18 protein-coding genes are annotated in these 19362 nt (G+C 75.8%); 8 read left to right on the top strand and 10 right to left on the bottom strand.

Annotated features, from left to right (window positions below):
- Nucleotides 1–43: 43 nt before the first annotated feature.
- Nucleotides 44–175: a DUF6126 family protein gene (locus KSNIM_RS32110; RefSeq protein ID WP_263106658.1), complete on the bottom strand. Its 132-nt coding sequence runs from the start codon at nucleotides 173–175 to the stop codon at nucleotides 44–46.
- A gap of 79 nt (nucleotides 176–254) precedes the next feature.
- Nucleotides 255–1868: a sigma-70 family RNA polymerase sigma factor gene (locus tag KSNIM_RS32115; protein ID WP_263106659.1), complete on the bottom strand. Its 1614-nt coding sequence runs from the start codon at nucleotides 1866–1868 to the stop codon at nucleotides 255–257.
- A gap of 257 nt (nucleotides 1869–2125) precedes the next feature.
- Between KSNIM_RS32115 and KSNIM_RS32120 the strand changes: the two genes are divergently transcribed.
- Nucleotides 2126–2755: a lysine transporter LysE gene (locus tag KSNIM_RS32120; protein ID WP_263106660.1), complete on the top strand. Its 630-nt coding sequence runs from the start codon at nucleotides 2126–2128 to the stop codon at nucleotides 2753–2755.
- Between the two features lie 413 nt (nucleotides 2756–3168).
- A complete protein-coding gene (locus KSNIM_RS32125) occupies nucleotides 3169–3561 on the top strand; it encodes a transglycosylase family protein (RefSeq protein ID WP_317634080.1) in 393 nt (130 codons plus the stop codon).
- Nucleotides 3562–3678: 117 nt separating this feature from the next.
- Here KSNIM_RS32125 and KSNIM_RS32130 read toward each other — a convergent pair whose 3' ends face one another.
- Both KSNIM_RS32130 and KSNIM_RS32135 read right to left on the bottom strand, forming a co-directional pair.
- Nucleotides 3679–4074 (bottom strand): DUF3224 domain-containing protein, encoded by a 396-nt coding sequence (locus KSNIM_RS32130; protein ID WP_263106661.1) that lies wholly within the window; start codon nucleotides 4072–4074, stop codon nucleotides 3679–3681.
- Between the two features lie 103 nt (nucleotides 4075–4177).
- Complete coding sequence (locus KSNIM_RS32135; protein ID WP_263106662.1) at nucleotides 4178–5023, bottom strand: RimK family alpha-L-glutamate ligase; 846 nt, start codon at nucleotides 5021–5023, stop codon at nucleotides 4178–4180.
- A 279-nt stretch (nucleotides 5024–5302) separates the two neighbouring features.
- On the opposite strand from KSNIM_RS32135, the gene KSNIM_RS32140 reads away from it, so the two are divergent.
- Nucleotides 5303–5965 carry a class I SAM-dependent methyltransferase gene (locus tag KSNIM_RS32140; RefSeq protein WP_263106663.1) on the top strand — a complete coding sequence of 221 codons (663 nt, stop codon included), beginning with the start codon at nucleotides 5303–5305 and terminating at the stop codon, nucleotides 5963–5965.
- A 19-nt stretch (nucleotides 5966–5984) separates the two neighbouring features.
- Here the strand turns inward: KSNIM_RS32140 and KSNIM_RS32145 are convergent, their stop codons facing one another.
- The 5 genes from KSNIM_RS32145 to KSNIM_RS32165 form a co-directional block, all read right to left on the bottom strand.
- Nucleotides 5985–6539, bottom strand: coding sequence for an RBBP9/YdeN family alpha/beta hydrolase (locus KSNIM_RS32145; RefSeq protein ID WP_263106664.1), 555 nt, complete (start codon nucleotides 6537–6539; stop codon nucleotides 5985–5987).
- A 57-nt stretch (nucleotides 6540–6596) separates the two neighbouring features.
- Nucleotides 6597–6947, bottom strand: a complete 351-nt coding sequence (locus KSNIM_RS32150) for a hypothetical protein (RefSeq protein WP_263106665.1) — start codon at nucleotides 6945–6947, stop codon at nucleotides 6597–6599.
- Nucleotides 6948–7082: 135 nt separating this feature from the next.
- A complete protein-coding gene (locus KSNIM_RS32155; protein WP_263106666.1) occupies nucleotides 7083–8018 on the bottom strand; it encodes a polysaccharide deacetylase family protein in 936 nt (311 codons plus the stop codon).
- Nucleotides 8019–8097: 79 nt separating this feature from the next.
- Nucleotides 8098–8958, bottom strand: a complete 861-nt coding sequence (locus KSNIM_RS32160) for a GntR family transcriptional regulator (RefSeq protein ID WP_263106667.1) — start codon at nucleotides 8956–8958, stop codon at nucleotides 8098–8100.
- 74 nt (nucleotides 8959–9032) lie between these two features.
- Nucleotides 9033–9809, bottom strand: coding sequence for a methyltransferase domain-containing protein (locus KSNIM_RS32165; RefSeq protein WP_263106668.1), 777 nt, complete (start codon nucleotides 9807–9809; stop codon nucleotides 9033–9035).
- A gap of 154 nt (nucleotides 9810–9963) precedes the next feature.
- Between KSNIM_RS32165 and KSNIM_RS32170 the strand changes: the two genes are divergently transcribed.
- The 5 genes from KSNIM_RS32170 (at nucleotide 9964) to KSNIM_RS32190 (ending at nucleotide 18375) form a co-directional block, all read left to right on the top strand.
- On the top strand, nucleotides 9964–11481 hold the full coding sequence (locus KSNIM_RS32170; protein ID WP_263106669.1) for a beta-N-acetylhexosaminidase: 1518 nt from the start codon (nucleotides 9964–9966) through the stop codon (nucleotides 11479–11481).
- A 148-nt stretch (nucleotides 11482–11629) separates the two neighbouring features.
- A complete protein-coding gene (locus tag KSNIM_RS32175; protein ID WP_263106670.1) occupies nucleotides 11630–13057 on the top strand; it encodes a cellulose binding domain-containing protein in 1428 nt (475 codons plus the stop codon).
- A gap of 128 nt (nucleotides 13058–13185) precedes the next feature.
- Nucleotides 13186–15906, top strand: a complete 2721-nt coding sequence (locus tag KSNIM_RS32180; protein ID WP_263106671.1) for a SpoIIE family protein phosphatase — start codon at nucleotides 13186–13188, stop codon at nucleotides 15904–15906.
- A gap of 121 nt (nucleotides 15907–16027) precedes the next feature.
- On the top strand, nucleotides 16028–17695 hold the full coding sequence (locus KSNIM_RS32185; RefSeq protein ID WP_263106672.1) for a sensor histidine kinase: 1668 nt from the start codon (nucleotides 16028–16030) through the stop codon (nucleotides 17693–17695).
- A 32-nt stretch (nucleotides 17696–17727) separates the two neighbouring features.
- The gene (locus KSNIM_RS32190) at nucleotides 17728–18375 is read left to right on the top strand and encodes a response regulator transcription factor (RefSeq protein ID WP_263108203.1); all 648 of its coding nucleotides are present in this window, start codon (nucleotides 17728–17730) and stop codon (nucleotides 18373–18375) included.
- A gap of 25 nt (nucleotides 18376–18400) precedes the next feature.
- Here the strand turns inward: KSNIM_RS32190 and KSNIM_RS32195 are convergent, their stop codons facing one another.
- The gene (locus KSNIM_RS32195; RefSeq protein WP_263106673.1) at nucleotides 18401–19165 is read right to left on the bottom strand and encodes a hypothetical protein; all 765 of its coding nucleotides are present in this window, start codon (nucleotides 19163–19165) and stop codon (nucleotides 18401–18403) included.
- Between the last annotated feature and the right edge of the window lie 197 nt (nucleotides 19166–19362).

The following is a 19362-nucleotide window of genomic DNA, read 5'->3' on the forward strand; positions in this document are numbered from 1 at the left end:
GCCCGGCCCCGCGCGACGGGGGACCGGGCCGCCGGGCATGCGCTCAGTGCCGCCCGCCCAGGGTGAACAGCAGGATCACGAAGCCCGCGAACAGGTGCGTGCCCGCGATGTAGATCGAGGCGCGGATCAGCATCGCCCTGCGCTTGCTCTTCTCGTCGCGGACGGCCTCGCTCACGGCAGCTCCCGGTGTCGGCCCCCGGCCTCTCCGGGGCCCGTCCATTGTGCACGGCCGCGCGCGGGCCCCGCGGCGCCGGTCAGGGCGCCGAGCCGAAGTCCTGCGTCCACCACGGGCCGCCCGCGCCCAGGTGCACGCCGACCCCCAGGTCGGTGAAGCCGCAGTTCAGGATGTTGGCCTTGTGCCCGGGGCTGTCCATCCAGCTCTTCATCACGTCCGCCGCGTCGCGCTGGCCGCGGGCGATGTTCTCGCCCCAGCTGCTCCACTTGTAGCCGGCCGCGTCGATCCGCGGCTGCGGGCCCTGCCCGTCCGGGTTGGTGTGGTCGAAGAAGTTCCGCGCCGCCATGTCGTCCGAGTGCCGCTGCGCCGCGAGCTCCAGCTTGTCGTCGGACTTCACCGGGGTGCAGCCGACCTTGCTGCGCTCCTGGTTGACGAGCTGGACGACCTGCTGCTTGATGCTGAGCGTGCTCGGGTCGGGGCTCGGGCTCTTGCTGCGGGTGGCCGTCGGGGTCGGCTTCGGGCTCGGGGTGCGGCTCGGTGTCGGGCTGGGCGAGGGCGTCGGGGTCGGCGACGCGCTCGGGCTGGGCGAGGGGCTCGCCGAGGAGGCGGCGGGGGACGGCTGCTGGCTGAAGACCTCCGCCCGCACCTGGGCCGGTATGGCCGGCGGCTCCGCGGTCACCCGGGGGGTGGTGCCGGGCAGCGCCACGGCGACGATCGCCGCGGTGGCGGCCGTCACCGCGACCGTCCCGCCGACCGCGAGCGGCATCCGCGGCCGGGCGCTGCTGGCCCCGCGGTGCGCGCCGCGGCCGCCGCTGCCCCGCCGGTGCGAGCGCGGTACCGACCTGCCGTGCGACACCGGGTCGTGGGTCGGCGCCGGAGCGGGCGCGGCCGGTGCGGGGGAGAGGTAGGCGCCCAGCGCGCCGAGGTCGCCCGCCGAGACCGGCACCATGGCCAGGCCGGCCAGCAGCCCCTCGGCGGGGAAGAGCCCGCTCCAGTGACGGGAGCAGATCGCGCACTCGCGGGCGTGCCGGGCGATCCGCTTGCGCCACAGCGCGCTCGGCACGCCGTCCCAGCGGGCGGTCAGCTCGGAGAGCGGGCCGCACCGGTCGGCCACCGCCAGCGCCCGGACGACCACCCGGGCGGTCTCCAGCTGGCCCTTCATCCGCTGCACCCGCACCGCGGCGTGCTGCGGCGGCAGCTCCAGCGCGCCGGCCAGTTCGGCGCGGGTCAGCTCGCCGGCCGCCTCCAGCCACCACAGGGCCAGCAGCTCGCGGTCCGCCTCGTCGAGCCAGCGGGTCGCCTCGGCGACCTCGCGGCGCTGCCCGGAGAGGCCGAGCCGGACGATGGTGAGGTCCACGAAGTCCGCGCCCGGGTCGGCGACGTCGTAGGCGTCGCCCAGGCCGTCCGCGCCGTAGGCGGTCTGCATGCGCTCGTGGTGCCGGCGGCGGATCTGGTTCATCGCGATCGCGACCAGCCAGGAGCGGAATCCGGCCGGGTCGCGCAGGCCGTGCAGGCCGTCCATGGCCCGCAGCAGGGTCTCCTGGACGACGTCGTCGGTGTCGGAGTGCCCGCCGAGCGCCCGGCCGACGATGTTGTAGAGCAGAGGCAGGTGCCCGCTGATCAGCTCGTCCGTGGCGTACTGGTCGCCGGCCCGGGCCTGCACGACCAGCAGTGCTGCGCGGTCACTGTCCATGGCGTGGTCCACCTTCTCGGTCGGGCCGTGCTGCGGCCCCGTGCTGTGCTGCTGTCGTAGTGGGAGATCGTCCACCGCACTCCGGATAACGGAAAATCGCACCGGATTTCCGTTCGGCCTTCCGGACGCCCGTGCGCAGGGACAGTAGCCCACCGCCCGTACGGCCTCCCACCGCTGCGGGCGGCCCGTCGACCGCCCGGCGCGGCCCGCGGAAAAGTCGCTCGCGCGGAACAGGGGGTGTCCGTCACCCTGGCGCGATGGTGGATTCCCTGGTGAGCACGGCTGCGGCGGGCGCCGCGGCGGGTCTGGGCGTGGCGATGCCCCTCGGCGCAGTGGGCGTACTGCTGCTGCAGGAGGGCGGCCGCGGCCTGCGCCAGGGAGCCGCCGCCGCGACCGCGGTGGCGCTGGTGGACTTCGTGTACGCCGCAGTCGCGGTGCTCGTCGGCCCGCGGCTGGTCGGCCTGATCGGCGGCGGCGGCGAGGCCTGGGTGCGGGCGGTGGCCGCCGCAGTGCTGGCCGCGATCGCCGTCCGCGGACTGCTCTCGCTGCGCGGCGGCGTCCCGGGGGCGCCGGCCGCGGCCGCGGAGCCCGGCCCGGCCCGCCGCTCCTTCGTCCGCTTCGCGCTGCTCACCCTGGTCAACCCGACCACCGCGCTCTACTTCACCGCGCTGACCGCGGCCCGGGGTGCGGCGGCCGCCGGGGCTGCCGTGGCCGTGGTGTTCGCCGTCGCCGTGTTCGCGGCCTCGCTGGTCTGGCAGCAGCTGCTGGCCGCCGCCGGCGCCCTCGCGGGCACCCGGCTCACCGTCCGGACCCGGCGCGTGACGTACGCGCTCGGCTACGGCCTGGTGCTCTGCTTCGCCGTCCGGCTCGCCTGGCCGGCGGGCTGACGGAGACCCTCCGCGGGGCCGGTGTGGCCGCCGCCACACCAGCGGCCGTCCGCCGGGCCCCGGTGGTCGGCGCTCCGTGGCCGACCGGTTCACAGGGCGTCGACCGTGTGGTCCGCTTCACGGACGGTTTGCGGTGGTGGGGGTCACATCGGCGGGTGGGTGGTGGGGGTGGGGCCCGTGAAATGGGGGTCGGGTTCGGTGGGATACCGGTGGTAACCGGGGCCTGACCTGCTGGTTCGTTGCCGAACCTTGTGTCGGGTGCGGGTGGTCCGTAACTTCGAATCCAGCGCGGCACACCGCCGGGGCCCCAGGGCCCGGAGGGTTCGGATGCCCGCTCACCCCATGAACCGCAGGCCGATCGGGTCTGCTGACCCGTGCCCGGGTGTCGTCCCGGGACGCTTGAAGGGAACCGCATGCTTTTCCGTAACGAGACCACCGCTGCCACCGCCACCGCCCCCAAGCGCGGCAGGCGCGTGCGGATGGCCGTCATGGGCGGCGCGCTGGCCGTCCTGCCGGTGGCCGGCCTCGTGACGGCGACGTCGGCCTCGGCCGCCCCGGCCTCGACCTGGGACAAGGTCGCCCAGTGCGAGTCCTCGGGCAACTGGGCCATCAACTCGGGCAACGGCTTCTACGGCGGTCTGCAGTTCACCTCCGGTACCTGGGCGGCGTTCGGCGGCCACGCCTACGCGGCCAACGCCCACCAGGCCAGCAAGGCGCAGCAGATCGCCGTCGCGGAGAAGGTCCTCGCCGCGCAGGGTCCGGGCGCCTGGCCCGTCTGCTCCGTCAAGGCCGGCCTGTCCAAGTAAGGCCCGCCGCCCGATTCAAGGCCCCGCGGCCCGGACCGGCGATCCCGGACCCGGCACCCCGCACCCCCGCACGGCCCGCTCCCCGCACCCGGGAAGCGGGCCGTCGCCGCACCCGGATCAGGCCAGGGCGTAGCGGAAGGTGTAGGTGTGCACGCCGGCGTCGTCGATCCGGATCTCGAACCCGCCGGTGATCCCGGCCAGCTCCTCCGTGCCGGTGCCCGGCACCACCGTGATCACCAGTCGCTCGCCGCGGCTGCCGGGCGCGCAATGCTGCAGCACGAAACCGCCCTTGCGGCCGTTCAGCTCGCCGGTGTACCGCTCGAAGGCGGTGTACGCCGCGGGCTGCCCCGCGCCGTCCGCCGCACTGGTCATGTGCACGGTGCTGGTGCCGGCCAGCCCGCCCCGGAAGGTCTTGGTCAGCGTCACCCGGGCGAGCGTCGCGCCCGGCCGCTCGTCCAGCACCTCCGGCTCCCAGCTGTCCACCGTGAAGCCGCCCTCGGCCAGCCCGTCCATCCCCGTCCGTCCCCTCGTCGCTGCGGATCGCTGCGGCCAGCCTGGCACGGGCCACCGACAACCGGGCGGACGACGGGCGGGCGGGCCGGCCCGCACTCCGGTGTCAGCCGGCGAGCGCCCGTACCGCGACCGCCAGCCGTGCCGGGGCCTCGTCCTCGTACTGCAGGAACAGCCGCGGCTCGGTGAGCTCCAGCTCGATCAGCAGCGGCGTGCCGTCCGGCCCGCGCACCAGGTCCACCCGCGCGTACAGCAGCTCCGCGCGCTCCGGCACGGCCGCGAGCACCTGCTCGGCGACGGCCAACTGGTCGGCGTCGGGCCGCCGGGGCTCGTCCGCGAACCGGCCCGCCGGGCCGGACAGCATCGGCCCCCGCCGCACCGCGTGGCTGAACGCTCCGCCGATGAAGACCAGCGAGGTCTCGCCCTCCCCGTCCACCGCCGGCAGGTACGGCTGCACCATGGCCGTCCGCCCGGCCGCGGTCAGCAGGCCGGCGTGCGCCACCGCGGCCGCCCGGTCGGTGGTCCGCACGGTGTCCCGCGCGCCGGAGGACACGGTGGGCTTCACCACCAGCTCCGGCCAGGGCGCCGTCCCCTCGGCCAGCCGCTCGCCCGGTGCGACCCAGGCGGTGGGCACCACCGGCACCCCGGCCCGGGCGAGCTCCCGCAGGTAGGTCTTGTCGGTGTTCCGCTCCAGCACCGGCACCGGGTTGCACACCCGGGTCAGCCCGGCCGTGCGTCGCGCCCAGGCCAGGAACTCGGCCCGCCGCCCGGTGTAGTCCCAGGCACTGCGGATCACCGCCACCTCGAACCGCTCCCAGGCGACCGCCGGGTCGTCCCACACCACCGGCTCCGCGGCCAGCCCCTGCGCAGCGAACGCGGCCAGCGCCGGACCCACCTCCTGGTCCGGGGCGTCCTGGCTGGTCACATAGGCCACGGCGGGGGTCGCGGTCACGGGTCACTCTCCTTGCTCGGTGCGGGTCTTGGCTTGGTACGGGTCTCGGTGCGGGCCCCGGGGCGTGTCCGCGGAGGTCAGCGTGCACCACAAGGGGCGCGGGAACCTGCGCAATCCGGATGCGGTCACCGTACAGATCACGACTCGGCCCCTGTGTTCGTGCTCCCGCCCCCGATGGAGCAGTGCTCCCTCCGACTTCGGCCGGGAGGCTCCCCACGCGTCCCTGCGCGGGCCGCCCCGGCGGGAGGCGGGGCTGCCGCCGGCCGTAGGGTGACCGGCATGGCCGATCTCGTCGGGGACGTGGAACTCGCCGCCTCGCCCGTGGTGGCGAACAGCACCATGAACCGGGACCGGACCCTCACCGGCGTGAACAGCTACGCCCGGGAGCTCGGCTTCGATCCGGCCGGACGGCTGCGCGAGCGGCCGGGCGCCTGGCTGGACCTGTGCAGCGGCGAGGGACGGGCCCTGCTCGCGGCCGCCGGCTCGGTCGCGGAGGGCACCGCACTGACCGGCGTCGACCTCGTCGGCCCGCTCGGTCCGGTGCCGGCCGTACCCGGGCTGCGGCTGCTGACCGCCTCGGTCGCCGCGTGGCAGCCGGAACGGCCGTACGACCTCGTCACCTGCGTGCACGGTCTCCCCTACCTCGGGGACAAGCTCGGGTTGCTGGCCCGCTGGGCCGGTGCCCTCACCGAGGACGGCCTGCTCGCGGCCACCTTCGACCCGGCGTCGGTCCGCCGGCCGGACGGCCGCAGCGCCGCCCGGCCGGTCCTGGCCGCCCTGCGGGCCGCCGGCTTCGGGTACGACCCGCGCCGCCGACTGCTCACCCTGCACGGCGGGCGCCGCCTGCCCGCGGCCTTCCCGGGCTTCCGCTACCTCGGCGCCGACCCGGCGGCCGGCCCGAACTGGACCGGCCAGCCGGCGGTGGCCTCGTACTACGCCTGAACCGGTTGCCTCCCGGGCGCTACGGCCGGGCGGTGCCGGTGAGGTCCGCGAGCAGATGCCGGCCCTCCGGCCAGTCGCCGAGGCCGGAGTCGCTGTTGATGTGGCCGAGCGCCCCGACGCCCACCAGCTTCGCGCCCCAGGCGTCGGCGAAGGCGGCGGCCCGCTCGGCGGTGCACCACGGGTCGTCGGTGCTGGCGACCACGGTGGTCGGGAAGGGCAGCGGGCGCAGCGGCACGGGCCGGAAGTTCAGGAGTTCCGGCACCTCGGCGGTGTCCACGTCGGCGGGGGCGACGAGCAGGGCGCCGACCACCCGGCCGGGCCCGGTCAGGCCGGCGGCCCAGTGGGCGACGGTGATGCAGCCGAGGCTGTGCGCGACCAGGACGACCGGGCGGTCGGCCGCGGCGACCGCGGTGTCCAGGGCGGCCACCCAGTCGGTGCGCCGCGGCGCGTCCCAGTCAGCCTGCTCGACCCGGACGAAGCCGGGGTCGGCGGCCTCCCACCGGCTCTGCCAGTGCGCGGGGCCGGAGTTCTGGTAGCCGGGCAGGACGAGGTGCAGTGGGGCGGCGGGGGACACGGCGGGCTCCTCGGATCGGTTCGTGGGTGCGGCGTACGGGCGGCCGGTGCTGTCGGTTCAGCCGACGGCCGGCAGGACCTCCTCGACCGCGCTCGTGCCGGCGCCCGGGCGGGACTCCCAGCGCCAGGACTCGTCGAGCCGCAGGCGTCCGTCGCTCAGCCGGGACAGAGCGCTGACGCAGTGTCCGCTGCTGGTCTCCCCGGCACGGTTGAGCTGCACGTACCGGAACTCGAGGGTGTCGCCCGAGCGGGTGCCGACGAGGTGCCCGTGCACGATGTCGCCGCCCTGGTAGGAGGCCCAGACCCGGCCGTCCTGCTCGCGGTAGGCGAAGCTGGTGGCGGCGTCGACCTCGCCGTGCTCGGCGCGGCCGGTGGGCGAGAAGACCAGGCCGTCGAGGGATGGCAGCATGGCGGTGCTCCTTCCGTGCGGGAGCGCACAGTCGATCACGGCGGCCGCGGACGCTGCCAGCGTTTCCGCATGCTGGGACGGTGTTCTCGCCCCTCGGTCGGCCCGGCTCCGCCCCGGAGGCCCGGGCCGGGCGGCTCAGAGGTAGTCGTCGAGCAGTGCCAGGGCGAAGCCCTGCTCGTTCACCGTGCGCAGCACCCGGCGCAGCACGTCCGTCATCGTCCCGCCCCACTCGGCCCGCCCGCGGAAGTGGGTGAGGATGATGTCGCCCGGATGCAGGACCCGGTCCGCGTAGCGGTACTCCATGCGGTCGGGGAAGGCCTCCTCGTTCCACAGCGCGACGGCGCGGATGCCGCACTGCTGCGCGGCCCGCAGGGTGTCGTCGGTGTACTCGCCGTAGGGCGGGCGGAACAGCGGCGGCCTGGAGCCGGTCTCGCGTTCGAGTTCGTCCTGCTGGCCGCAGATCTCGGTGCGCTGCTCGGCGGGGGTGAGCTTGCGCATGTCGCGGTGGTTGAGGGTGTGGTTCCCCGTGGCGGCGCGCCCGTTCGCGAGCAGGCCGCGGAAGTAGCCCCAGTCGGGGCGGGCCAGGTAGCCGGTGAGGAAGGTGCTGTAGGGGATGCCGAGTTCGGCGGTCATCCGGGCGAACTCCGGGTCCTTCTCGGCGCCGTCGTCGATGGTCAGGAAGACCACCCGGTCCTCGGTGGGGACGCGCTGGACGACCGGCGGCAGGCCGGGCCGCAGGACGACGCCGGATTGGCCGGCGGCGAGCGCGGGCCGCTGCTCGGGCGGGGCCGGGGCGACGGCCGGCGGCCGGTCGAGCCCCCAGCGTGCGGCCCTGTCGTGGGCCTGGCGCTCCGCGGACTGCCGGGCGGCCAGCACCGGGTCGATGCCCAGGGGCGCGTGGCGTTCGCGTGTCTCGACGGCGGCGAGCGGCGGCAGGGCGGCCGGCGCCGCGGCGGCCGGGGGAGCGGTGCTCCGGGAGGGCGCCGTCGAACAGGCCGTCAGGACGACCGCCAGCCCGGCCCAGAACGCAGAGCCGACCCGAGGACGACAACCCGATGAGCCGATCTTCATACCGGCGGATGATCCCCGAGACGCACGACCGTCAACCGTCCGCCGCCGCACGACGCACGGACGGCCCAGCGGCGGGGTGTCAGACCGGGGGCTGGACATCACCCGTGGTAGTGCTCCGCCCGCCGGGCCGCCCGGGCAGATCCCCGGGCGGGATGCCCGGATGGTGCGTGCCGCCGCCGCTCCCGCCGTCCGCCGCACGGCCGGGAGGGCCGTCGTCGAAGGCGATCCGGGAGACGATCCGGTACCGGTCCCCGCGGTACACCGAGTGCACGTACTCCACCGGCCGGCCGCCCGCGTCACTGGTCAGCCGCTCGAACAGCAGCGCCGGCGACAGCACCGGCACCCCCAGCAGCCGGGACTCCGCCTCATTGGTGACGGTCGGCTCGATCGACTGCACCGCCTCCCGCACCCGGACGCCGTGCCGCTCGCGCAGCAGGTCGTAGAAGTCGCCCGCCTCCATGTCGGCGGGGGCCAGCCCCGGCACCAGCGCGGCCGGGATGTGCAGGTGCTCGATGGCCATGGGTTCGCCGTCGACCAGTCGCAGCCGGGCGATCCGGGTCAGCTCCGCCGCGGGGGAGATCCGCAGGCGCCGGCCGAGCCGCGCCCCGGCCGGCACGGTCTCGAACTCCAGCACCCGCCCGGCCCAGCTGCCGGCGGCCCGCGGCACGCTGAAGGCACTGCCCTCGGAGGCCATCGCCATCTCCTGGACGACCTTCTCCGGCGCCACGAACATGCCGCGCCCGTGCTCGCGGACCAGCAGCCCGGTCGCCACCAGCTCGTCCACCGCCGCACGCAGGGTCGGCCGGGACACCCCGAGCTCCTCGCACAGCGCCCGCTCGGACGGGATCGGCTCGCCGGGCCGGCGGGCCTCCATCAGATCCCGCAGATGGTCGCGCACCCGCGTCCGCTTCCCCGCGGCCCCCGGTCTCTCGCCTGCCATGCCAGCTCTCCTCGTCCCGAAACTGACCAGTACCTTACCAGTGTGGAGTGCGCCACCGGGTGGCCCGCCCCGGGTCAGCTCTCGGCCACCACGATGTAGAAGGTCACCGATGCGAAGAAGGGCCCGTTCGCGAGGTGGGAGAGCAGGCGGTCGGCGCCGTCCGGGGTGAGGTGTCCGGCGGTGACGGCGCGGCGGGTGCAGCGTTCCAGTCCGAGGACGCGGTCGGCGGCGCGGGCGTCCCGGAAGACGGGTGTGATCGGGAGGACCGCGGGCACCGCGAACCCGGCCTCCGCGGCGAGCCGCGGGAGCCGGCTGCCGATGCGGGCGTTGCGCACCGCCTGCTCGGTGACGTACCCGGTGTAGGCCTGCGTCAGCGCGGAGTCCGGGTGGTCGACGGTCAGGGTGCCCCAGTCCGGCTCGCCCATGACGAGCCGTCCGCCGGGCCGCAGCACCCGGCGGATCTCCGCGAGCGCCCGGCCCGGGTCGGCGACGTGCTGCAGGACCCGGTCGGTGCGGGCGCGGTCCGCGGCGCCGTCCGGCAGTGGCAGGTCGTGGAGGTCGCCGAGCCGGACCTCGACGGTGGGCCGCCCGGCCGTGCGTGCGGTCGCGGTGCCGACGGCGGCCCGGTCGTGGTCGAGGCCGACCACCCGTCCCGTCGGGCCGGCCGCCCCGGCCAGTGCGTCGAGGTCGGTGCCGGGGCCGCAGCCGAGGTCCAGCACCGTGCTGCCGGGCCGGACGTCGAGCTCGTCGAGCATGCGCTTCTTGTAGGACCGGCCCAGCTCGGTGGCGGCCACCCGGTCGAGGTAGGCGATCGGGTCGGGCGTGTCGGTCTCGAACACGGTGGAGGTCATGCCTGCCAGACAATCAACTCCCGTCCCTGGGCGGGGTGTCAGGACTCTTCCGGAGGCGCCCCTTGACGGGACAACTGGTCTATGCCACTTTTCTTACCAGTGGTGCTCCAGTCCACAAGTGGTAAGTTCTCCGTCCTCTCGAGGTGGCCCCGCCGTGATCATTCCGACGCCCCGCCGGCTCCGTGCCGCGCCCGGCCGGTTCACCTTCGGCCACGAGACGGCCGTGCACGCCGCCGGCCCGGCCGCGGCCGCCGCCGACCTGCTGCGCACCCTGCTCCGCCCGGCCACCGGTCTGCCGCTGCCACCCTCACCCGACGGCGCCGTGCTGCTCGCCGTCGACCCCGCGCTCACCGCCGAGCTCGGCCCGGAGGGCTACCGCCTCTCGGTCACCCCCGAGGCCGTCCGGCTGACCGCCGCCGCCACCGCCGGACTGCTGCACGCCGTCCAGCGGCTGCGCCAACTGCTTCCCGCCGAGGCGCTGCTGGACCGCCCGGCGCCGGACGTCGACTGGCGGCTGCCCTGCCTGACCGTCACCGACCGCCCCCGGTACCCCTGGCGCGGTCTGATGCTCGACGTCGCCCGGCACTTCCTGCCCGTCGCCCACCTGCACCGCACCGTGGACCTGCTCGCCCTGCACGGACTGAACGTGCTGCACCTGCACCTGACGGACGACCAGGGCTGGCGGATGCCGGTCTACGCCTACCCGCGGCTCACCGCGATCGGCTCCGTCCGCTCGCGCACGATGACCGGACGGGCCGGCAGCGGACGCTTCGACGACCGCCCGCACGGCGGCGCGTACACCAAGGCCGAACTGCGCGGCCTCGTCCGGTACGCGGCCGAGCGCGGGGTCACCGTCGTCCCCGAGATCGAGATGCCCGGCCACGCCCGGGCCGCGCTCGCCGCCTACCCGCGGCTCGGCAACGCCCCCGAACGGCGGCTCGACGTCTGGACGGAGTGGGGTGTCTGCGAGAACGTCCTCGGGGTGCACGACGAGGCGCTGGACTTCTGCACCGACGTGCTGGACGAGGTCATGGACGTCTTCCCCTCGCCGTACGTGCACCTCGGCGGCGACGAGTGCCCCACGGCCGAGTGGGAGGCCGCCCCGGCCGCCCGGCGGCGCGCCGCGGAGCTCGGCCTCGCCTCGCCGAAGGAACTGCACGGCTGGTTCCTCGGCCGGATCGGCACCCACCTGCTGGAGCACGGCCGGCGGCCGGTCTGCTGGGCCGAGGACAGCAGCAGCCCCGGACTGCCGCCCGGGTTCACCGTGATGCCCTGGCGGGACGCCGACCACGGCCTCGACGCCGCCCGCCGCGGCCACGACATCGTGATGGCCCCGTACCGTGCCACCTACCTCGACCACCCCGCCTCCGACCGCCCCGACGAACCGCTCGGCCAGGACGGCGCGGTGGTCGACCTGCGGGCCGTCCACGGGCTCGACCCGGCCCCCGGGCACTGGCCGGAGGAGGCCCGGGCCCGGGTCCTCGGCGCCCAGGCGCAGCTGTGGACCGAGTTCGTGCCCGACGCCGCGGAGGCCGACCGCCGGCTCTACCCGCGGCTCTGCGCCCTCGCCGAGCGGGCCTGGAACCCGGACGCCGACTGGCCCGCCTTCGAGCACGCCCTCGCCGGCCACCGCCCCCGACTGGCGGCCCTGGGCCTGCCGGCGGACTTCTGACCACGCGGTCCTGCGCCGCCCCGTTCGCGGCACGGCCCACCCCGTCCGCCCCTGATCCGCACCACCCCGCTCGCTCCCCGCACCGCCCGGGTGCCCGCCGCCGGCGTCACCCGTGTCCCGCACCGCCCCACCGGAGAGAGGGAACACCGTGTCAGGAAAGCCCCGCGTCCCGCGCCGCCTGCGCACCGCGACGGCCGTCTGCGTCGCCGCCGGCCTGGCCGGCGCCGCGCTGGTCACCCCGCCGGCCTCGGCCGCGACCGACGCGCTGAGCGTCCAGTACCGCACCAGCGCCACCGGTGCCACCGCCGACCAGGCCGAACCCTGGCTGGAGGTGGTCAACACCGGCTCCACCACCGTGCCGCTGAGCGAGCTCAAGCTGCGCTACTACTTCACGTCCGACGGCCCGACGACCGTCTACCGGTTCGCCTGCTCCTGGGCGGTCAGGGGCTGCGGCAACATCACCGGCACCTTCGGCACCCTCGCGAACCCGACCGCGACCGCCGACCGCTACCTGGAGATCGGCTTCACCGCCGGCGCCGGCTCGCTCGCCCCCGGGCAGAACACCGGCGACATGCAGCTGCGCTTCTACCGGTCGGACTGGCAGACCCTCACCCAGTCCGACGACTACTCCTTCAGTGCCGCCCGCACCGGCTACGCGAACTGGGACAAGGTCACCCTGCAGCGCTCCGGCGCCCTCGTCTGGGGCACCGCCCCGGACGGCAACACCCCGACCACGCCCCCGACCACGCCGCCCACCACGCCCCCGCCGACCGACCCGAACGCGCCCGCGCTCTTCGACGACTTCGGCTACGGCTCCAGCAGCGACCCGGCGTTGCAGCAGCACGGCTGGACGGTGAAGTCCGGGCAGGGCGGCCCGGGCGTGCCCGGCGCGACCTGGTCGCCGGCCGACGTCACCTTCGCCAACTCGGTGATGAACCTGCGCCTCACCACCGACGGCACCGCGTCCGGCACCCGGGAGACGGAGATCCAGACCACCGCCCGCAAGTTCAAGAACGGCACCTACGCGGCCCGGGTGAAGTTCGACGACACCCCGAGCGGCGGCCCCGACGGCGACCACGTCAACCAGACGTTCTTCGCCTTCACCCCGCTCGACCGGCCGATGGACCCGGACTACAGCGAGCAGGACTTCGAGTACCTGCCCAACGGCGGCTGGGGCGAGCAGGGCAACATCATGTACACCACGTCCTGGGAGACCTACAACCCGGACCCGTGGAACGCCGTCAACACCCACACCGAGAGCCGCACCTCCTTCGACGGCTGGCACGACCTCCAGATCACCATCGACGGCACGGCCATCACCTACTACATCGACGGACGGGTGTTCGCGGCGCACGGCGAGCCGTACCTGCCCGAGACACCGCAGTGGATCGACTTCAACCACTGGCTGATCGACCTCAACGGCCAGACCGGGAGCACCCCGCGCTCCTACGACGAGCAGGTCGACTACGTGTACTTCGTGAAGGACCAGGTGCTCACCCCGGCGCAGGTCGCGGCCAAGGTCGCCGGCTACCGCGCGGCCGGCACCGCGTTCACCGACACCGTCCCCGCGGGCTGATCCGCCTGCCTGTCGCCCCGCCCGCGCGGGGAGCGGCCGCTCACCGCGCGGGCCGGGCCCGGCTCCGGCCGGCGCCGAGACTTTGCCTCCGTTTGACACCCTCGGAGGTCCGGGACTAGAGAGAAAGAATGCGCCTGGGCGTGCCGGCTGACGGCGAACCGGGGGCGGCTGCCGAGCACCCGGACGCCCCCGCGGAGAGCGATGCCCCGACCAGCCCCCCGGCCACCGCCGACCCCGACCCGCCGCCGACCGGCCAGGACACGTCGGCCCGGCGTTCGGCCCCGGGGACGGCGGCCCCGGGGCCGCCCGTGGAGGACGGCCCCGACACCCCGCCGCCGCCGGCCGACGCCCAGCCGCCACCGTTCGATCGGTTCGCCCCGCCGGGCGCACCGCCCGGCGCCGCCGACCGCGACGCCGTCGAGAAACTCCTCGCCGAAGGCCTGACCAGGGCCGTCGACCTCACGTCCGGCTACGGAGGGCTGGTCTACCTGCCGTCCCCCGACCACCGCTCGCTGGTGCTCAGCACCGTCGTCGGTGTCCCGCTGCCACTGCTCAGCGCCTTCCGGCGGATCGCCGTGCCGGCCCCGCTGCCCCCCGCCGAGGCCTTCCGCTCCGGCCGCACCATCGTCCTCGCCGACCCCGACGAGACCATGCGGCGCTTCCCCCGCCTCGCGGTCGGCCTGCCCTACGCCTTCTCCTTCGCCGCCGCACCGATCGCCACCCGCGCGGGCACCCTCGGTGTGCTGTGCGTGCTGTGGCCCAGCACCGAGGCCGGACTGCCCGGCGGGGCCCGCCGCCAACTGCGCTCCTCCGCCAACCGGATCGCCGCCTCGCTCGCGCCCTACGGCGAACTGGCCGCCACCGACGAGCCCACCGTCGTCCAGCTCCCGCCACCCTCCGGGCCGGCCACCCGGGTCGGCGTCTTCGACTGGGACATCCCCGGCCGCGCCATCGCCGTCGACCAGGAGCTCGAAGCCATCCTCGGCCTCGCCCCCGGCTCCTTCGACGGCCGCCTCGCCACCCTGGTCGAACGGCTCTCGCCCGAGGACATGCCGCTGCTGCGCGAGGCCGCCCGGCGGGCTGCGGCCGACGGCCGGCCCTTCGACCGGCAGGTCCGGGTCCGCGACCCGCGCGGCGGCCATCGCACCCTCGACCTCCGCGGCCGCCCGGTCGCCGACGGCACCCACCTGGTCGTCGTCGTCCTCGACGACTCGGCCGGCTCCGCCGCGGTCGCCGCCGTGGAGCGGCTGCGCGACGGCGTCTTCGCCCTCGACGCCGAGGGCATGGTCGTCTACGTCAACCGCACCGCCGAGATGTTCCTGCAGGCCCGGCGGGACGAACTCCTCGGCCGGCACCCCTGGCGGGTGCTGCCCTGGCTCGGCGACCCCGCCTACGAGGACCGCTACCGCGCCGCGATGCTCTCCCGGCGCCCGACCGCCTTCCTCGCCTGCCGGCCCCCCGACCACTGGCTCGCCTTCTCGCTCTACCCCGACGCGCACGGCGTCACCGGCCGGGTGGTCGCCGCCGCCGAACCGGCGGACCCGCACACCGCCGTCCTGCCGGAGGCCCCGCCCGCCGCCCCCGCGAGCCTCGGCGCGACCTACCACCTGCTGCAGCTGGCCAGCGCCCTCACCGAGGCGGTCTCCGTCCAGGAGGTCTGCAACACCGTCCTGGAGCAGATCCTGCCCGGCTACGGCGGCCAGGAGCTCGCCCTCTACCTCGCCCAGAACGGCCGGATGCACCTGGTCTCCCAGAGCGGCTACCCGGAGGGCTTCCTCGACCGCTTCGAGGCCACCCCGCTCGGCGCCCGGCTGCCCGGCACCGAGACCCTGATCGCCGGCACCCCGCTCTTCTTCCAGTCCTCCCGAGAACTCCTCGACGCCTACCCCGGCATCCCGCAGGACGAGATGCGCGCCTGGGCCTTCCTGCCGCTGATCGCCTCCGGCCACCCCATCGGCAGCCTCATCCTCGGCTTCGAACAGGCGAGGACGTTCACTCCCGAGGACCGCGTCCAGCTGACCGCCCTCGGCGGCCTGATCGCCCAGGCCCTGGAGCGGGCCCGGCTGTACGACGCCGAGTTCGAGCTCGCCCGCGGCCTCCAGCAGGCCCTGCTCCCGCACCGGCTGCCCACCGTGCCCGGCATCGCCATCACCGCCCGCTACCTGCCCGGCACCCGCGGCATGGAGATCGGCGGCGACTGGTACGACGTCATCACCACCCCGCACGGCCTCTGCCTGGTCATCGGCGACGTCGAGGGACACAACGTCGGTGCCGCCGCGACCATGGGGCAGTTGCGCAGCGCCGTCCGCGCCTTCGCCTCCGGCGGCAGCCCGCCCGCCGAGGTCCTGGTGCGCACCAACCACCTGATGGTCGACCTCGACCCGGGGCTGCTCGCCAGCTGCTGCCTGATCCACCTCGACCCGTCCGACGGCCGAGGGCACGGCGTCCGGGCCGGCCACCCGCCGCCGCTGCTCCGCCGCCCCGACGGGCGCACCGACCTGGTCGACCTGGAGGGCGGGCCGCTGCTCGGCGTCGACCGTTCCTCGTACTACCCCACCACCCGGCTGCACCTGCCGGTCGGCTCGGTCCTCGCGCTGTACACCGACGGCCTGGTGGAGAGCCCGTCCACCGCCATCGACCAGGGCATCGACGAACTCCGCAGCTCGCTCGCCCACGCCGGCCCCGTCGTGCCCGCCGCGTCCGCCGCCCGCGGCGGCGAACCGGACGGCGACGGCCGGTCCGGCGGCGCCCGCACCCTCGACGGCCTCGCCGACCGGCTGGTCGGCCGGGCCCGGCGCACGGCGCAGCGCCTGGACGACATCGCCCTGCTGCTCGTCCGGCGGGAGTAGCCCGCACGCAGGCGCACCGTCCGACGGCCGGGCGGAGCCGCCGGTTCCCCGACTTTGGTCGCGGCCGATCGCGACGGAGGATGGTCGCGGAGCCCGGGTGAGGGACCGCTAGCCTCTGCGCGTGACCACCAAGCCGACCGCTCTCCGCCCGGCGGGCGCCCTCCCGGCCGGGCTCCTCCCGACCGCCCCCACCAGGGCGGACTTCGCGCCGCGGGCGCTGGCCCGCCGGGCCCTGCCCGGCCCCTGGGGCGCCCGGCGCGTGGTGCAGGAGAGCCTTGCCGCGCTGTTCGCCGGCGGGCTCGGCGGGCTGATCCAGCTCGCCGACTCCGGCCCCGGCGCGGCGCTCGCCGCCGGCCTCGCGGCGGCCGCGCTCTGCCTGCTGCGCCGCGGCCTGCCCGGGCCCGTGCTGGTGCTCACCGGCGCGGCCGTCGGCGGGTACGGCGGCTTCCTGCCGGTGCTGGTGCTGGCCGGCTGGTCCGCCGGCTACCGGATCGCCCGTCCGCCGGTGCTGACGGCCGTCTTCTGCCTCGCCTTCAACGCGGTCGTCGGCCTCTCGCTGACCCTCAACACCGACGGCCTGCCCGTCCGCGCCAACCTGGTCGTCTCCTCGGTCGGCTTCCTGCTGCTCGCCGTGCTGCCCGCCGTGGTCGGCCGCTACCGCGCCCAGCGCCGCGCGCTGCTCACCGCCCTGCAGGAGCGCAACGCCCAACTGCTGCGCGAGCGCGCGATGATCGCCCATCAGGCGCGGCTGCGCGAGCGTCACCGGATCGCCCAGGACATGCACGACAGCCTCGGCCACCAGCTCGCCCTGATCGCCGTGCACACCGGCGCGCTGGAGGTGGACCGCAGCCTCACCGGGCCGCAGCGCGAGGCGGTCGGCGTGCTCCGGCAGGCCGCCACCGGCGCGATGCGCGAGCTGCGCGAGGTGGTCGGGCTGCTCCGGGACGACACCCTGCCCGAGGCGGGCGGCGTCGAGGCGGTCGAGCAGCTGGTCGAGGCCTCCCGGGCGGCGGGCGCCGCGGTGGTGCTGGCACGGGCCGGCGAACCCCGGCCGCTGCCGGCCGCCTCGGGCCACGCGGCGTACCGGATCGTCCAGGAGGGGCTGACCAACGCCCACAAGCACGCGCCCGGGGCGAGGATCACCGTCTCGCTGCGCTACGAACCCGACGCCCTGGTGGTGGAGGTGCACAACGGCCCGCCGCCGGCCGGCGCCGACGGGGCCGTCCGCGGCGGTCAGGGCCTGACGGGTCTGCACGAGCGGGCCCGGCTGCTCGGCGGCATGGTGCACGCCGGCACCGCGGCGGACGGCGGCTTCCGGCTGGCCGGTGTGCTCCCGTACGACGGTGCGGGGCGGCCGGACGGTGCGGACGCCGGACTGCCGGACGACCTGGGGCTCGGCCTGCCGGTGCCGCCCGACCCGACGCCGCGCCGCAGCCCGGCCCTGGGCTGCGCGATCGGCGCCGGACTCGTCCTGCTGGCCTCGCTCGGCGCGCTGGCCTGGGCCGTCGTGACCTTCTTCCACATGATCGACAACGCCACGCTGCCGAGGCAGACCTTCGACGCGCTGGCCGTCGGCAGCTCCGAGCAGGAGGTGCGCCGGCAGCTGCCGGCCGGCAGCCGGCAGATGACCAACGACTACCGGCACCAGGGACCGCCGGTGCCGGCCGGCGCGTCCTGCTCCTGGTTCATCTCCGGCGAGGACACGGACGCCCTGGAGACGGAGACCGTCCTGCGGCTCTGCTTCCGCGACGGCCGATTCGTCGAGAAGCAGCACTACGCTGCCAGGTGACCGACCGTGACACCTCCCAGGAGACCCCAGACGTGATCAAGGTCCTCGTCGCCGACGACGAGCCGCTCATCCGGGCCGGCATCCGGATGATCCTCACCTCCGCCGACGACATCGACGTGGTGGCCGAGGCCGCCGACGGCCGCGAGGCGCTGGGACTCGCCCGCGCCCACGCGGTGGACGTGGTGCTGCTCGACATCCAGATGCCGGTGATGGACGGCCTGACCGCGCTGGCGGAGCTGCCGAGGGCCGCCCCCGGCGCGCGGGCGATCGTGCTCACCACCTTCGGCGAGCGGGAGAACGTGCTGCGGGCGATCTCCTCCGGCGGCGCCGGGTTCCTGCTGAAGGACACGGCCCCCGGTGAGCTCATCCAGGCCGTCCGGGCGGCCGCCGGCGGCAACGCCTTCCTCTCGCCCGCCGCCACCCGGCACATCGTCGACAGCCTGGCGGCCGGCCCGGCCGCCGCCCGCGGCGAGGCGGCCCGCCGCCGGCTGGCCGTGCTCACCGAGCGCGAGCGCGCCGTGGTCGACCTGCTCGGCGAGGGCCTGTCCAACGCCGACGCCGGCGCCCGGCTGCACATGAGCGAGGCCACCGTGAAGACCTACGTCAGCCGGATCCTGGCCAAGCTGGAGTGCGACAACCGGGTGCAGGCCGCGCTGCTCGCCCGCGACGCGGGGCTCTGACCGGCCGCCGAGCGCGGGCGGCGCCTCAGGCCTGCGGCTGCAGGACCCCGGTCAGCCGGGCCTGCGCCCGGTCGAGGTCGCGGTTGAGCTGGGCCCGCAGGGCGGGCAGCAGCGTGAGCGCGGCCCGGGCGGCGTCCGCGGTGGGCTCCGGGTCGGCCTCGGCGGAGGTGACCGCGGCTCGCAGCGGCATGGTGGTGAGCGCCGTCTCCCAGGCCGCGCGGTGCACCCCGGCGGCGTAGCGGGAGGTCAGGTACTCGAGCGGGGTCAGCGCGAGGCCGTCGGTGTCGCCCGGCCCGGCCAGCCGGTCGCTGGGCAGCAGCCAGGCGATGCCGTCCCGGGCGATCAGTTCGAAGGCGCGGGACTCGTCCGGTACCGCCCACGGGCCGCTGCCGGGGGTGGCGGCGGCCAGCAGCCGGTCCAGCATCGCGGCCTCGCGCGGGCCGGCCGTCCGGTCCGGGTGCTCCTGGTCGGCGAGCAGTTGGGCCAGGTGGTAGCGCTGGCCCCAGCTGCCGACCCAGCGGTGCATGGCGCCGGCCCGAGTCTCCCGGAGGGCAGCCAGCGCGAGGGCCCGGGTGGTCACGTCGCGTCGGACGAGCACGCCCTCGGAGTCCGGGCCCAGCCGGAGCAGGGCCGACTGCACGGTGGCCGGGGTGGGGCCGTCGTACCAGCGCAGTGTCCAGCAGCGGCGGGCGGGGTCGTACTGCGGCTCGAAGGCGGTCCGGTACTGCGCGCCGAGCCGGTCGGCGAGCCGGCGCAGTCGGGGTCTGCGCCGGGAGGAGGGGGTGGGCATGGCTGCACAGTAACCAGCACGCACCGGCGCGCGACGCGACGCGCGCGACCCCTCACCCCGCTGGGCGCCCCCCGCCCGGCCCGAGGGGTGAACGCCCCTGCCCAGCCGTATCCTGCTGTCCCCGTGAGCCGTTCCGAAGGTGCTCGGTGCTCGGTGCTCGGTGCTCGGTTCTCGGTGCTCGGTGCTCGGTGCTCGGG

This window comes from Kitasatospora sp. DSM 101779, assembly GCF_025655475.1.
Taxonomy (GTDB): Bacteria; Actinomycetota; Actinomycetes; order Streptomycetales; family Streptomycetaceae; genus Kitasatospora.

Bases quoted from the DNA above. Each gene is read 5' to 3' on its own strand.
- KSNIM_RS32115 (WP_263106659.1), bottom strand. From the start codon at position 1,868: ATGGACAGTGACCGCGCAGCACTGCTGGTCGTGCAGGCCCGGGCCGGC.
- KSNIM_RS32120 (WP_263106660.1), top strand. From the start codon at position 2,126: ATGGTGGATTCCCTGGTGAGCACGGCTGCGGCGGGCGCCGCGGCGGGT.
- KSNIM_RS32125 (WP_317634080.1), top strand. From the start codon at position 3,169: ATGCTTTTCCGTAACGAGACCACCGCTGCCACCGCCACCGCCCCCAAG.
- KSNIM_RS32130 (WP_263106661.1), bottom strand. From the start codon at position 4,074: ATGGACGGGCTGGCCGAGGGCGGCTTCACGGTGGACAGCTGGGAGCCG.
- KSNIM_RS32140 (WP_263106663.1), top strand. From the start codon at position 5,303: ATGGCCGATCTCGTCGGGGACGTGGAACTCGCCGCCTCGCCCGTGGTG.
- KSNIM_RS32150 (WP_263106665.1), bottom strand. From the start codon at position 6,947: ATGCTGCCATCCCTCGACGGCCTGGTCTTCTCGCCCACCGGCCGCGCC.
- KSNIM_RS32155 (WP_263106666.1), bottom strand. From the start codon at position 8,018: ATGAAGATCGGCTCATCGGGTTGTCGTCCTCGGGTCGGCTCTGCGTTC.
- KSNIM_RS32160 (WP_263106667.1), bottom strand. From the start codon at position 8,958: ATGGCAGGCGAGAGACCGGGGGCCGCGGGGAAGCGGACGCGGGTGCGC.
- KSNIM_RS32165 (WP_263106668.1), bottom strand. From the start codon at position 9,809: ATGACCTCCACCGTGTTCGAGACCGACACGCCCGACCCGATCGCCTAC.
- KSNIM_RS32180 (WP_263106671.1), top strand. From the start codon at position 13,186: ATGCGCCTGGGCGTGCCGGCTGACGGCGAACCGGGGGCGGCTGCCGAG.
- KSNIM_RS32195 (WP_263106673.1), bottom strand. From the start codon at position 19,165: ATGCCCACCCCCTCCTCCCGGCGCAGACCCCGACTGCGCCGGCTCGCC.